General features: G+C 63.2%; 16 protein-coding genes and 2 pseudogenes. 3 read left to right on the top strand and 15 right to left on the bottom strand.

Annotation, left to right across the window (positions count from 1 at the left end):
• The 10 genes and pseudogenes from tolB to JOZ76_RS34780 form a co-directional block, all read right to left on the bottom strand.
• Positions 1–621, bottom strand: a pseudogene (tolB, locus tag JOZ76_RS34825) (Tol-Pal system protein TolB); the annotation flags it as partial.
• Positions 622–648: 27 nt separating this feature from the next.
• A complete protein-coding gene (locus JOZ76_RS34820) occupies positions 649–1,599 on the bottom strand; it encodes a cell envelope integrity protein TolA (protein ID WP_291705906.1) in 951 nt (316 codons plus the stop codon).
• A gap of 4 nt (positions 1,600–1,603) precedes the next feature.
• Complete coding sequence (gene tolR / locus JOZ76_RS34815; protein WP_291705905.1) at positions 1,604–2,059, bottom strand: protein TolR; 456 nt, start codon at positions 2,057–2,059, stop codon at positions 1,604–1,606.
• 42 nt (positions 2,060–2,101) lie between these two features.
• The gene (gene tolQ / locus JOZ76_RS34810) at positions 2,102–2,815 is read right to left on the bottom strand and encodes a protein TolQ (protein WP_291705904.1); all 714 of its coding nucleotides are present in this window, start codon (positions 2,813–2,815) and stop codon (positions 2,102–2,104) included.
• A gap of 419 nt (positions 2,816–3,234) precedes the next feature.
• Positions 3,235–3,717: a DUF2852 domain-containing protein gene (locus tag JOZ76_RS34805; RefSeq protein ID WP_291705903.1), complete on the bottom strand. Its 483-nt coding sequence runs from the start codon at positions 3,715–3,717 to the stop codon at positions 3,235–3,237.
• A gap of 116 nt (positions 3,718–3,833) precedes the next feature.
• Positions 3,834–4,541, bottom strand: coding sequence for a TetR/AcrR family transcriptional regulator (locus JOZ76_RS34800; RefSeq protein ID WP_291705902.1), 708 nt, complete (start codon positions 4,539–4,541; stop codon positions 3,834–3,836).
• A gap of 69 nt (positions 4,542–4,610) precedes the next feature.
• A complete protein-coding gene (locus JOZ76_RS34795) occupies positions 4,611–4,976 on the bottom strand; it encodes a hypothetical protein (protein WP_291705901.1) in 366 nt (121 codons plus the stop codon).
• Between the two features lie 42 nt (positions 4,977–5,018).
• Positions 5,019–5,438: a YciI family protein gene (locus JOZ76_RS34790; RefSeq protein ID WP_291705900.1), complete on the bottom strand. Its 420-nt coding sequence runs from the start codon at positions 5,436–5,438 to the stop codon at positions 5,019–5,021.
• A gap of 169 nt (positions 5,439–5,607) precedes the next feature.
• Positions 5,608–6,261, bottom strand: a complete 654-nt coding sequence (locus tag JOZ76_RS34785; RefSeq protein WP_291705899.1) for a glutathione S-transferase family protein — start codon at positions 6,259–6,261, stop codon at positions 5,608–5,610.
• Positions 6,262–6,371: 110 nt separating this feature from the next.
• The gene (locus JOZ76_RS34780; RefSeq protein WP_291705898.1) at positions 6,372–6,764 is read right to left on the bottom strand and encodes a cupin domain-containing protein; all 393 of its coding nucleotides are present in this window, start codon (positions 6,762–6,764) and stop codon (positions 6,372–6,374) included.
• Between the two features lie 86 nt (positions 6,765–6,850).
• Here JOZ76_RS34780 and JOZ76_RS34775 point away from each other — a divergent pair.
• Both JOZ76_RS34775 and JOZ76_RS34770 read left to right on the top strand, forming a co-directional pair.
• Positions 6,851–7,051 (top strand): annotated as a pseudogene (locus tag JOZ76_RS34775) (SDR family NAD(P)-dependent oxidoreductase); the annotation flags it as partial.
• Between the two features lie 110 nt (positions 7,052–7,161).
• Complete coding sequence (locus JOZ76_RS34770; protein WP_291705907.1) at positions 7,162–7,548, top strand: hypothetical protein; 387 nt, start codon at positions 7,162–7,164, stop codon at positions 7,546–7,548.
• Positions 7,549–7,709: 161 nt separating this feature from the next.
• On the opposite strand, the gene JOZ76_RS34765 is transcribed toward JOZ76_RS34770, so the two are convergent.
• From JOZ76_RS34765 to JOZ76_RS34745, 5 genes are all read right to left on the bottom strand, one after another.
• Positions 7,710–8,120, bottom strand: a complete 411-nt coding sequence (locus JOZ76_RS34765) for a VOC family protein (protein ID WP_291705897.1) — start codon at positions 8,118–8,120, stop codon at positions 7,710–7,712.
• A 38-nt stretch (positions 8,121–8,158) separates the two neighbouring features.
• Positions 8,159–8,695: an SRPBCC family protein gene (locus tag JOZ76_RS34760; RefSeq protein ID WP_291705896.1), complete on the bottom strand. Its 537-nt coding sequence runs from the start codon at positions 8,693–8,695 to the stop codon at positions 8,159–8,161.
• A gap of 22 nt (positions 8,696–8,717) precedes the next feature.
• Positions 8,718–9,197 carry a DoxX family protein gene (locus JOZ76_RS34755; protein WP_291705895.1) on the bottom strand — a complete coding sequence of 160 codons (480 nt, stop codon included), beginning with the start codon at positions 9,195–9,197 and terminating at the stop codon, positions 8,718–8,720.
• A gap of 167 nt (positions 9,198–9,364) precedes the next feature.
• Positions 9,365–10,639 carry an RNA polymerase sigma factor gene (locus JOZ76_RS34750; protein ID WP_291705894.1) on the bottom strand — a complete coding sequence of 425 codons (1,275 nt, stop codon included), beginning with the start codon at positions 10,637–10,639 and terminating at the stop codon, positions 9,365–9,367.
• Positions 10,636–11,004: a YciI family protein gene (locus JOZ76_RS34745; RefSeq protein ID WP_291705893.1), complete on the bottom strand. Its 369-nt coding sequence runs from the start codon at positions 11,002–11,004 to the stop codon at positions 10,636–10,638. The genes JOZ76_RS34750 and JOZ76_RS34745 overlap by 4 nt, the downstream gene beginning before the upstream one ends.
• A gap of 122 nt (positions 11,005–11,126) precedes the next feature.
• On the opposite strand from JOZ76_RS34745, the gene JOZ76_RS34740 reads away from it, so the two are divergent.
• A partial coding sequence (locus tag JOZ76_RS34740; protein WP_291705892.1) for a 2-hydroxyacid dehydrogenase occupies positions 11,127–12,051 on the top strand: 925 nt, incomplete at its 3' end.

The following is a 12,051-nucleotide window of genomic DNA, read 5'->3' as shown; positions in this document are numbered from 1 at the left end:
GCCGCGGGTCAGATAGCGCACATTGGCGCCGTCCTGGTCCATGATCGCGAGCTTCTTGACGCGCCGCTCCGACGGCCCGCTTTCGTCGACGAACACGACGCGGCTGTCGAAATAGCCCTTCTCGCCGGTCATCCGCTCATAGATCTGGTCGGAGATGATGTGGGCGATGCGCCGCCAGAATTCCGGCTGGGTGACGTATTGCTGGGCGGCGAGCTGCTGGCCGGATCCGACGTCCCAGAGCCGGAATTCACCTCGCAGACGACCGTCGCTCTGACGGGTGGCACGGCCGGTCACGATGGCCTGGGCGTTGATGCTCTTCCAATTCGCAAACTGCGGCGGCTTGTCAAAGCTCTGAATCTGCTCGATGAAGGCGGCCGGATCGATCGGCGCGAACAATCCGCTGCGCTTCAGATTGTTGGTGATGACGCCTGTGATGCCGTTGCCGACGTCGGCATCGCTCGGCCCGCCCGGCAGAAAATTCGTGATCGCGATCGGAATCGGCTGGAAACCTTCCGGGTCGATGCGGATTCGCTGCGCGAACGCGGATCGCTGGCTCAAGGCTGCCAACGTCAGCCCGGAGGCCAATATGAACCGGCGGCGGTCGAGTCGAACCTTGCTCATGGATGTTGCTGCTTTCAAATGTCGAACTTACAACAAATCGGTCAGGCCGAATGTCGCTTGAATGGTTTTCCAGGTCCCATACTGTTCCTTCGGTAGGAACGTATAAGCTTGGCATTGCAAGATCGCCCGCTTCGCACTTTCCGCGGCCGCGGTGGCGACCGACGTAGACGGACCGCGCACTGCGACGATGACTGGGTCCGCGGCGACCGTCCCGTCGGGGCGCATCGGAATGTCAATGTCGGCCTCGAATTTATCCGCGTCCTGTCCGTTGTAAGGGAAGCTGAAGCAGCGCCTGACGGCGTTCACGAACGCGCCCTTCCAGGTCGCGACGTTGCTGTCGGCGGTTCCGGAGTGCATGCCGTAGGAGGCCGACGCGTTCAGTGTGGTGCCCGTGAGGGTCTGCCGGGTGGGATCGCGCTTGTCCTGATCCCGGGCGATCAGCTTCGCCATCGACGTCGCATCAAAGGTGCGCTCCTTGGGCTTGTACTGCGGTGGCGGCGTCTTCGCCTCCTGCTTCGGTTTCGGCTTCTTGGCTTCCTCCTGCTTCAGGGCATCGGCGATCGGATCCTTTGGCGGATCGGGCTTCTTCTCCGCCTGCTTGGGCTCTTCCTTCGGCTTGGTCTCGGTGACCGGTTTGGGCGGATCGGGCTTCTTCTCGACCGGCTTGTCTACCGGCTTCTCCTGTGGTGGCGGCGTCGAGTCGGTCACGATCGGCTCCTTCTCGGTGACCTTGCCGATCGCCTCGTCGACCGGTTTCGCCTCGGCGACCTTCTCCACCTTCGGCTTCGCCTTGTCCTTCTCGCCGTTCTTGAGACCCGCGGTGATCTTGGCGAGTTGATCCGATGAGATGATGTCGACCGGCATCGATTCCTGCGGCACCTCGTAAGAGCGTGCCGAGAACGAGACCAGCCCCCATCCGATCGCGAGCACGTGGAGCGCAATCGACGCAATCAGTGTCTTGTCGACCCTTATCGCCACGCCCCTAGGATCCCCGTTCCACTTCCGTCACCAGCGCCAGCCGCTTGAAGCCCGCCCCGGACAACAGGCCCATCACCTTCGCGACCGTTCCGTAATCGGCCTTCTTGTCGGCGCGCATGAAGATGCGCTCGTCGGCGCCGGTGCCGCGCTGATCGGTAATCGCCTTCAGTTTTGGAACCAGCTCGGGAAACGCGACCTCAGTGTCGTTGATGAAGACCTTGCCGCTGATGTCGACCGACAGCTGCAATGGCGTCTTGTCCTGCTGATCGAGGCTTTTGGCCTGGGTCTGCGGCAGGTCGAGCGGCACGCCGACGGTCAGCAGCGGGGCCGAGACCATGAAAATGATCAACAGCACCAACATGACGTCCACCATCGGAGTGACGTTGATCTCCGCCATGACCGGCTTGCGCCGACTGCGACGGCCCCCGCCCCCAGACGATCCAACCGCATTCATCGCCATGTTCTGGTGCCCATCGCTGGTGTAAGCAAAATATACCGCCTCTTACGCCCGCTCGTCGATCTGGCGCGACAGGATTGCGGAAAATTCGTCCGCGAACCCCTCCAGCCGCTGGGCCTGGCGATTCACCTCCGAGGTGAACTTATTATAGAAGATCGTGGCCGGGATCGCGGCAATAAGCCCTATCGCGGTGGCAAACAGCGCCTCCGCGATGCCGGGGGCAACGACCGCAAGCGAGGTGTTTTTCGAGGCGGCAATCGATTGAAAACTGGTCATGATGCCCCAAACTGTTCCGAACAGTCCGACGAAGGGGCCCGCGGAACCGACGGTGGCCAGCACCAGGAGCCGCCGCTCCAGCCGCTCGATCTCGCGCGCGATCGAGACATTCATCACCTTTTCGATGCGCATCTGCAGGCCTGCGACCGAGCGCGCATGGCTCTCGAATGACCGCTTCCACTCGCGCATCGCCGCCACGAAACAGGCCGCCATCGACTGCGTCGGTTTGGCCGACAGCGCGCGGTAGAGTTCCTCGATCGATTCGCCGGACCAGAATGCCTGCTCGAAGCGGTCCATCGACTTCCGGGTGCGCGAATAGAGGAAGACCTTGTCGATCGCGATGGCCCAGACCCAGACCGAGCAGGACAGCAGCCCGAGCATCACCACTTGCACGATCAGGCTGGCCTGCAGAAACAGCGCGATCAGCGACACATTGGTGGAGGCCATCGGCAGCGCCGCTTGAGCCACATCGGCCGGATTCATTGGCAGTGTCCTCTCAAAAGTCCCAATTCTCCGGGAGCAAACGGCTGCCGGTTCCACAGCCGCATGACGCGCGGCGGCAAACGCCTACGCAAAAATAGCCCTGTTTGCTCGCTTGGGAGGCCCGCCAAAGCCAAAAGCCTCCATTGCCCGCCAACATGTCGAAACGAGGGCCAGCCTTCCGCGGGTCGGCGCATCCAACCAAACGCTAAGCACGGTTAACATGCCGTTACCACAATGGAATCCGGTTCGGCAAAATGCCGCAGGCGCAACCCTTTGTGATGGCCTGAATAGAACCTTCTCGGCAGTCTTTCAAATGACAAACCGCCCGCCTGCTTAGGCGCAGGCGGGCGGTTGTTGGGCCTTCAGGCGCTGGGGGGCCGTTCCGCCTGAAGGCTTAACGCGGGTCGAAAGCAGGGCGTTCAACCCTGCTGCGGCTGGTCGTTCGGCGGGGTGGGCCGCTGCCGGTGCTGTGCCATGAACTGGTCGAACTCTTCCTTGTCCTTGGCGTGGCGCAGGCGATTGAGAAACTCCTTGAACTCGGCCTGCTCCTCCTCGAGCCGCCGCAGGGTCTCCATGCGGTATTCGTCGAAGGCGCGGTTGCCGCTGGACGAAGGGCCGAAACCGAAGCCGAACCCGCGCCGCTCCATGCGGCCGCGCATCCGGTCCATCTTCCACTGCATCCGTTCCATCTTGTTCTGCCAGCGATCCTGATTGCTCCAACAGCTCATTCTTCTGCTCCCGAGTGTGAAAAAGAGAAGGGCAAGCCCGATCGGCCACCAGATGATGAAGCCGAGCACGGTCACGGCGATCCAGCCGGGATGCCAGGGCGTATCGAGCATGTGGGGGTGATAGGGTTCTTCGGTGGGGCCGCGCCATCGATTGACATCTGCGGTGTAGGCCATTTCCGTCTCCATCGGCTCACGCCGTTGTGAATGTAAATAACATTTACATAGCTAACTTATCCGTCGCGGAAGTCAAGGCGACCACCCGACGCAGCCCGCGATTTATTTTTGAAATTTTATTTCGGCTTGCCCCAGGGCCCGGCCGGCTTTTCGGCTTCAGGTTCGCGCGCGTCCCTGCGGTCGGTCGGGAAGCCGAGGCCACGCAGATAGATCAGGACCTCGGCTTCCAACAGTTCTTCCGGCGTCATCGGCAGCTTGCGCCGCGCCGCATCGCCGCGCGCAAACAGCGATGCGACGCCATGCGCCATCGACCAGATGTGCAGCGCCATCATCAGCGCCGGCGGCCGCGGCGTGCCCGGCGGCGACAGCGCGGCAAGGCGCTCCGCTGCGGCGCGGATGATGGCAAAGGCGCGCTCGCTCGCTGCTTGAAGCGTGGGATTGCCGTCGACTGGCAGCCCCGATTCGAACATCGCCGAATAGAAGGCAGGCTCGTTGCGGGCAAAATCGAGATAGGCGCGCCCCACCCGCTCGAACGCGGTCACCGTGTCCGGATGCCCGTCATCCCAGGCCTGCGCAAGGGTCGCCTCGAACTGCTCGAAACCGCGCTGCGCGATCGAGGACAAGAGTTCGTCGCGATCACGGAAATGCCGGTAGGGCGCGGCGGGGCTGACGCCGGCCATGCGCGCGGCATCGGCAAAGGTAAATCCGGCCGCGCCCTTCTGCGCGATCAGATCGAGCGCCGCCTGCAGCAGCGCCTCCTTCAAATTGCCGTGGTGATAGCCGCGCTCGGTGCGGCGTTGGTCCTTGTCCTTGCGCCAGCTCATGTGAAAGTTATTTACATGAAGCTGGCGCGAAGTCACTAGTCTAAGTCATCCGCGCTCTTGCGGAGGGAACTAGCGGCCCGGGATCGGCAGGATGGGCATGATCTCGATGCTCTCGCCCGGGAAGATCGCAAAATGCGGATGGCCTTCGAACATCTTTGCCGCAGCCTCGTGTGAATCGGCCCGAACGACCGTGAAGGCGGTCAGCGAATTGCTGATTTCGCCGATGCCCTGCGAGTCGACCTTCCTGGTTTTCCCAAGCGGTCCGCCCATCTCGACGATGGCGCCCTTGTGTCTGTCGGCCCAGGCGTGCCAGGCGGCGATGCCCTGCTGCTGCTTGGCCTGGCGCTCACTTTCCGGAAGCGCTTCCCAGGCCTTCACTTTCGGGCTGGTCTTGCTGGCAAGGAAGACGGCAAGATAGGTATCGTTGGTGCTCATCGGTTTCCTCTTGATTTGCAGTTGAACGAAAGGGAGCGCCGGTCAGCGGCCGGCGGACCGGCGCTGCAGTTCGGCAAAACCGGCCGCGGCTTCCTGAACGTCGGCGGGAAAATCCGCCATCTCCTGGACTTGGCGGATCTCGATGACCTCGTTCGCCGATGCCGGGCATTTTTTGGCCCAATGGATCGCTTCGTCGCGCGACTTCACCTCGATCATCCAGTAGCCGCCAATCACCTCCTTCGACTCGATGAACGGGCCGTCGGTGACAACGGGCGTGCCACCCTCGAATGACACCCGCGCGCCCATCGAGGGCGGATGCAGGCCATCAAGCGTGACCAGGACGCCGGCTTCCTTGAGGGCTTCGTTGTATTTCATCATCGCGGCGACCGCCTCCGCCGATGGCATCGTACCCGGCGCGGCCGCTTCATAGCCTTTCGGAATCATCAGCATCATGAATCGCATCATTGTTCTCCGTTGATTTTTTCAATGCCGGTCGAGCCCAAAAAACCGGCGCATGTCAGAAAGACGAACGGCTATTTGCAGATCCGACAGCCAAACGCATTTATTTTCGAGCTCATCATTTCCGAGGTCATTATTTCCAAGATCTTGGCGTGCCAGCTGCTGACACGGCTCAGTTTTCTTTCGGCACCATGTGGAAATAGGGTTCGGCCTCCTTGACCACACGCGCGATGGACGGCCGCGCCTTCAGGCGTTCGAGATAGGCCTTGAGGTGCTTGTGGTCATCGCCGAACGGCTCGGCGACGTTGCCATAGTAGAGGGCGGGAAAGGCGGAACAGTCGGCAAGACTGAATGCGTCGCCCATTGCCCAGCCGCCGGAGGCCATCTGCTGCTCGATCATGCCGTACGACGTTCGCAGCTGAGCCCTGGCTTCCGCGACCCCGTAGGGATCCTTCTTGTCACCGGGACGCAGCCGGTCGCCGATCACCTTTTGCATCGGCAGATGGACATAGAGATCGTAGAAGCGGTCACGCAGCCGCGTCTGCAGCGCCAGCTCGGGAGCGGCGGGAATCATCCGTGCCGGACCGGCAAAATGCTGATCGAGATATTCGATGATCACGCTCGTTTCCGGCACGATCGCTTGCCGCGCATCATCCTGCAGCACCGGAAACTTGCCGATTCCCCAAAGTTTCAGGAGCGCCGCGCGCTCCTCCGGATTGCCGAGATCGACGGACTTCGCCGTGAATTCGACTCCGTGTTCATAGAGCGCAATCAGTGCCTTCCAGCAGAACGAGGACAGCGGATGAAAATGCAGTGTGAGCGACATCGGGATTCCCTGTTCTGTGGCGCAATGGCGCGCCATTGCCAAAGGACGGCCGGCGTCCTGTCGCGCCGACAAGCGCACCAGAAAAAGAAGGTCCTTTGCGAGGCGCGGCCTCAGGCCGAACTGTCGGCCTGCCAGCGCCGCGTCACCTCCATGGCGCCTTCGGCAAGTGCTTCGAACACCGGCGCAGCCAGCACCGCGTGAAGATGCAATGTGCCGCTGCCGCTGTTGCGAAAGCCGTGAGTTTTCCGCGCCGGCACGATCACCGACTGGCCGGCCGACAACGTCACGCGCTCGCCCGCGAGCCAGACCTCGGCCTCGCCTGCGCGCACCGTCAGCACCTCCTCGACCTGATGCGAGTGGGTCGGCGCCCCGGCGCCGGGCGCGACCCATTGCTCGAAGATGCAGAGCCCCGACGCGCCGTTGGCCGCAGAGACGATCATGCGGGTCTCGACGCCCTCCCGCCAGTGTTCCGCCACCGCGGTTGCCGGATCCTTAATGATCATGAACGGGCTCCCAGAGGACGAAATCAAAATGAAGGATGAGGGCCGCAGCCATGCTAACATGCAATTCACTTTCACACGGGCCATTCATGACACATTCTGCTGACAAGGTCGCGCTCGTCACCGGCGCCGCACGTGGCATCGGCCTTGCGACCGCAAAACGTTTCCTGGCCGAGGGCTGGCGCGTGGCATTGCTCGATATCGAGGACAAGCTGCTGCAAGGCGCCCTGGCCGCACTCGCGTGCCCGGACCGCACGCTCGCGCTATCGTGTGACGTCGCGGACAGCGCCGGCGGGCATCGGCCTCAAAACGCTGCGCGGCGCGCGGCAGAACGGAGAGGACCATGCCGACATTCCGCACATGGCTGATCGCTGGCCTCACGCTGGCCGCCTGCACCATCATGCAGGCGCCGGCCCGCGCGGAAATCCGCATCCTGGCGAGCCCCGGCGGACAGGTCGGCCCGTTCCTCGATCTGTTCGACAAGGTGCGCGAGACCGGCGAGCGCGTCGTGATCGACGGCCCCTGCCTGTCGGCCTGCACGCTGGTCCTGAGCATCGTGCCGAACGAACGCATCTGCGTCACGCGCCGTGCGGTGCTCGGCTTCCATGCCGCGCGCTCGGTCGATCGCCGCGGCCGCACCTATGCCGAACCCGAAGCATCCGAACTGGTGCTGCAGACCTATCCCACACCGGTCCGCGACTGGATCGGTCGCCACGGCGGCCTGACCTCGCGCCTCCTGCTGCTCCGCGGGCGCGAGCTCAAGGCGATCTACCGCGCGTGTCGGTGATTCAACCGCACGCTCCATGAGTCGTTGCTGACATTGCTCCACAGCTCGTCATGCCCGCGCTTGTCGCGGGCATCCACGTCTTGGCGGGCGATGAGAGAAGACGTGGATGGCCGGGACAAGCCCGGCCATGACGACGTCAGTCGAGATGGTCCACCTCAGACTCAGTGTCCTTCCAGCGGGCAGTTGATCATCCAGGGGATGCCGAACTGGTCGGTGCCCATGCCGAATCCCCTGGAGAAGAAGGTCTTGCTGAACGGCATGTTGATGCTGCCGCCTTCGCACAGCGCATGGAACTTGCGCTCGGCCTCCTGCGGATCGGCGACGGTCAGCGAGACCGAAAATCCCTGCGGCTTGTGAAAATGCTCGGGCGGCGCGTCCGAAGCCATCAGCACCTGCCCGCCAATCGACATGCGCGCATGCATCACCTGATTCTTGCGCTCCGGCGGCGCGGGCATGTCCGCCGGCGCGTCCGTGTTCCGCAGCAACAGCTCGATCTTTCCTCCGAGCGTCTTTTCGTAGAACTTGAAGGCTGCTTCGCAATTGCCTTGATAGAACAGGTAGGGATTGAGCATGGCTGGGCTCCTCGTGTTGGCCGGCGAACCGGCATTGGTTATTTCGCGGTGAGCTTGTTCAGATTGGCGAGGCCGGCCTCGAAGTCTTTGCCGATCATGCGATCGAAGCTCATGAACACCTGCATGAGCTTCGAGAAGAAGATCGACGGTCCCGTCATCGCCCAATTCACGACCGTCGCGTTGGCTCCGTGGGTCAGGGTAAACTCCCCGGTATTGTGGCCCTCGAACGGTTTTATGAAATCGAGCTTGATCACGATTTTTGACGGCACTGCGGACTCCAGGATCTCCATGCGGCCGGAACCGACATTGCGGTTCCCCTCCCACGCATAGACGGCGCCCTTGCCGCTCACTGACCCGCTATAGTTCCGCTTCAGGTTCGGATCCCTTGTTTCCCAAGGCGACCAGCCTCGCCATTGATGGAAATCGTTGATCAGGGCGAAGATCGTCTCGGGCGCCGCGTTGATGGTCGCCGACCGCTCGATGCGGAACGTATCCGGCTTGCGCGACGCGGCGACAAGGATGGCGACAAGCGCGATGAAGATGAGCCCGGATATCACGAGAAGAATTTCGAACATTGGTCACTCCCTTTTCCGGTTTTCAATTTTCGAGACAGCAATTTCGGCGCGGGGCCGTCCGCAGCAAGCCCAAGTCTCGCGCGCGCCGGCACGGCCCGTCCCATACCAGCAATGCGGCGCAGATTCCAAACAGCATGCAGACCGGGAGCATTGCTTCGCCTCGCGTGTGCCATACCTGCGCAGCGCCCAGGCAACCGGCGATCAGGATCGCGCCCGGGATCGAGATCAGCGGAACGGCGCAGAGCACCGCACAAAGGATCGAGATCAAATCGAGACGCGGCGCCAGCGCTCCGCTCGAACCATGCGACATGCGATGCGCCGTCTCTGCGACGAGCGCGCGCAACGCCAGCTCGATGAGCCCAAAAAGCCGCATCGACAGAATGATCGGGCCACTAAGGCGACGACTGAGCGCGGTCGATCCGAACTCCCTGCACACGAGGCGAAAGATCTGCGTCAAGAACTTCGGATCGAGCAGCGGCAGGAATTCCGCGAGCATCAACATGATCAGCTCCATTGATCAGGCTTTGACCAATAGACGAACGGGGCAAGCGCGCTTCGACAGGCGTGTGTGAAAAATTTTCGTCGGCTGGCGGAACAATGCTGTTGTCAGCAGCTGGCGGGATCTGCAGAGCTACCCTCGCCCCTTTGTGGGAGAGGGTACCGGCCGCGTCACTTCCCGGTTTTCGCGCTCGTCAGCGCGCTGTCGCGCATCAGGCGGTCGAGATGTTTGCGGATATGGGCAGCTTCCGCCGAGGTGTTGGCGAGCGCAATGGCGCGATCGAAGGCGACACGGGCTTCGTCATTGCGGCCGAGCTGCATCAAAAATGCGCCGCGCACACCGAAGAAATGGAAATAGTTGGCGAGCCGCGGCGCCAATGGCTCGATCATCTCGAGCGCGGCTTCCGCCCCCCTCACCTTCGACACCGCGACCGCGCGGTTGAGTGTAACCACCGGTGACGGCTGCACCACTTCCAGCGCGCCGTAGAGCAGGTCGATCTGCCGCCAGTCGGTGTCTTCAGGCTTTTCCGCGCGGGCATGCAGGGCGGCGATCGCGGCCTGGATCTGATAAGGCCCGCTCCTCTGATGCCGCATCGCCTTGTCGATCAGTGCCAGACCTTCCGTGATCATGGTCTGATTCCACAGCGTGCGGTCCTGGTCTTCGAGCAGGATCAGTTCGCCCGTCGCATCGAAGCGCGCCGCGGTGCGCGCATGCTGCAGCAGCAGCAGTGCGGCAAGGCCCATGATCTCGGGCTCGCCCGGGAACAGCCGCAGCAGCAGTCGCGCCAGGCGGATCGCCTCCTCGCACAGCGCGCCGCGCACACCCGCAGTGTCGCCGCTTGCCGAATAACCCTCATTGAAGATCAGGTAGATCATCGCCGCCACGGCAGCGAGCCGCTCGCCCCGCTCGACGGCGCCGGGCGTCTCGAACGGCACATTGGCTTCGGCGATGCGCGCCTTGGCGCGCGTGATGCGCTGCTCCATCGCGGCCTCGCTGACCAGGAAGGCGCGCGCGATCTGCTTCACGGTGAGCCCTGACACGATACGCAGCGCCAGCGCGATCTGCTGGGTCGCCGGCAGCTCGGGATGGCAGCAGATGAACAGAAGTCGCAAGATGTCGTCGCGGTAATGCGAGCCGTCGAGCCGCTCGGCCAGCTGTTCCTCCGCGTCGTCGAGATCGGAGATCGCCTGATCGTCCTCGGGCAGCGGCGCCTTGAAGCGCTCGCGCCGCACCTCGTCGATGGCCGCGTTGCGGCCGACCATGATCAGCCACGCCGCGGGATCCCGGGGCGGACCGTTTTGCGGCCAGCTCTTCAGGGCGCGGAGCGAGGCGTTCTGGAACGCCTCCTCGGCGGTATCGAGATTGCGGAAGTAACGGAGCAGCGCGCCGACGGCCTGGGGACGCGCCGAGGTCAGTGCGGCATCGATCCAGGCGGTGTCGGTCACTTCGAAAGCCCTCCGGGCATGAACGTGCCGACCGGACGGACCTCATAAGCCCCGCCGGGATTGGCGGCGCCGAGATCGCGCGCGACGTCGAGCGCCTCGTCGAGATTCTTGCAGTCGACGAGATAGAAGCCGAGCAGCTGCTCCTTGGTTTCGGCGTAGGGACCGTCGATGACCAGCGGCGGGTCCTCCTTGCGGAGCGTCGCCGCCGCGGTGGTCGGCAACAGCCGAGCCACCGGGCCGAGCCGGCCCTGTTTGGCCAGATTGTCCTGCACGACGCGAAGCTTCTTTATGACGGCGGCGTCCTGCTCCTTGCTCCAGGAGCCGACGAAATCCTCATCGTGGTAGCAGAGAATGGCATAGAGCATGTGGGCGGATTCCTGTTTTGACGGTAAGACGAACCAGAATGGGCGCTCCCGACAGGATTGCGAAAAACTTTGCGGCCTCAAGCCTGTCTGGCGGTAGAAACCTCAAGCCGGAATGGGAACGAATGTCGATCAAGGGCGCGCTTGCACTGCTGATCCATGGCGGCACCGATAACTGGTCGCCGCAGCGCTGGAAAGGGCGCTTTGAGGATGTGTGCGGCGACCGGCGGGTGATCCTGCTGCCGGCGGGCGGCTTCGAACCCGCGGAGGTTCACTATGCAGCGGTTTGGAAGCCGGTTCCCGGCGAGCTGGCCGGTTTTCCGAATCTGAAGGTGATCTTCAATCTTGGGGCCGGCGTCGACGCTGTCATTGCAGACCCGACGTTGCCGGAGGTGCCGCTGGTGCGCGTCGCCGTCGATGACCTCACCGGCCGGATGACGGAATATGTCGTGCTGCATGTGCTGATGCATCACCGCCAGGAGCTTTATTTGCGCCAGTCGCAACGGGAAAAACGCTGGTCGCCAAAATTCCAGTGGCCGGCGAGTGCGATTTCGGTTGGGATCATGGGGCTGGGCACGCTGGGGACCGAGGCCGCGCAGGTGGTGCGCCGCATCGGGTTCCAGGTCTTGGGCTGGAGCCGGACGCCGCGACAGGTCGACGGCGTCACCTGCCTGCATGGCAGCCGTCAGTTCGACTCGTTCCTCGCGCGCACCGACATACTGGTCTGTCTGCTGCCGCTGACGCCGGAGACACGGGGCACGCTGAACCGCGACGTGTTCGCCAAGCTGAACCGCAACAGCCCGCTCGGCGCACCCGTCCTCATCAACGCTGGCCGTGGCGGCTTGCAGAACGAGGCCGACATTCTCGCCTGCCTCGACGACGGCACGCTGGGCGCGGTATCGTTGGATGTGTTTGGAAAGGAGCCGCTGCCGGCGGACAGCCGGTTCTGGACCCATCCAAACGTCGTGCTGACGCCGCACAACGCCGCCGACACCGATCCCGACGCGATCTCGCGCTACGTCGCGGAGCAGATCGCGGGCTTCGAGGCGG

This window comes from Bradyrhizobium sp., from assembly GCF_019244115.1.
Classification (GTDB): domain Bacteria; phylum Pseudomonadota; class Alphaproteobacteria; order Rhizobiales; family Xanthobacteraceae; genus Bradyrhizobium.
This window is presented reverse-complemented; position numbering and strand designations above follow the sequence as displayed.

Excerpts from the sequence above, each read along its gene's own strand:
- tolR (WP_291705905.1), bottom strand. The coding sequence starts at position 2,059 with ATGGCGATGAATGCGGTTGGATCGTCTGGGGGCGGGGGCCGTCGCAGT.
- JOZ76_RS34805 (WP_291705903.1), bottom strand. The coding sequence starts at position 3,717 with ATGGCCTACACCGCAGATGTCAATCGATGGCGCGGCCCCACCGAAGAA.
- JOZ76_RS34790 (WP_291705900.1), bottom strand. The coding sequence starts at position 5,438 with ATGCGATTCATGATGCTGATGATTCCGAAAGGCTATGAAGCGGCCGCG.
- JOZ76_RS34745 (WP_291705893.1), bottom strand. The coding sequence starts at position 11,004 with ATGCTCTATGCCATTCTCTGCTACCACGATGAGGATTTCGTCGGCTCC.
- JOZ76_RS34800 (WP_291705902.1), bottom strand. The coding sequence starts at position 4,541 with ATGAGCTGGCGCAAGGACAAGGACCAACGCCGCACCGAGCGCGGCTAT.
- JOZ76_RS34770 (WP_291705907.1), top strand. The coding sequence starts at position 7,162 with ATGCAGGCGCCGGCCCGCGCGGAAATCCGCATCCTGGCGAGCCCCGGC.
- JOZ76_RS34780 (WP_291705898.1), bottom strand. The coding sequence starts at position 6,764 with ATGATCATTAAGGATCCGGCAACCGCGGTGGCGGAACACTGGCGGGAG.
- JOZ76_RS34755 (WP_291705895.1), bottom strand. The coding sequence starts at position 9,197 with ATGTTGATGCTCGCGGAATTCCTGCCGCTGCTCGATCCGAAGTTCTTG.
- JOZ76_RS34765 (WP_291705897.1), bottom strand. The coding sequence starts at position 8,120 with ATGCTCAATCCCTACCTGTTCTATCAAGGCAATTGCGAAGCAGCCTTC.
- JOZ76_RS34760 (WP_291705896.1), bottom strand. The coding sequence starts at position 8,695 with ATGTTCGAAATTCTTCTCGTGATATCCGGGCTCATCTTCATCGCGCTT.
- tolQ (WP_291705904.1), bottom strand. The coding sequence starts at position 2,815 with ATGAATCCGGCCGATGTGGCTCAAGCGGCGCTGCCGATGGCCTCCACC.
- JOZ76_RS34785 (WP_291705899.1), bottom strand. The coding sequence starts at position 6,261 with ATGTCGCTCACACTGCATTTTCATCCGCTGTCCTCGTTCTGCTGGAAG.
- JOZ76_RS34795 (WP_291705901.1), bottom strand. The coding sequence starts at position 4,976 with ATGAGCACCAACGATACCTATCTTGCCGTCTTCCTTGCCAGCAAGACC.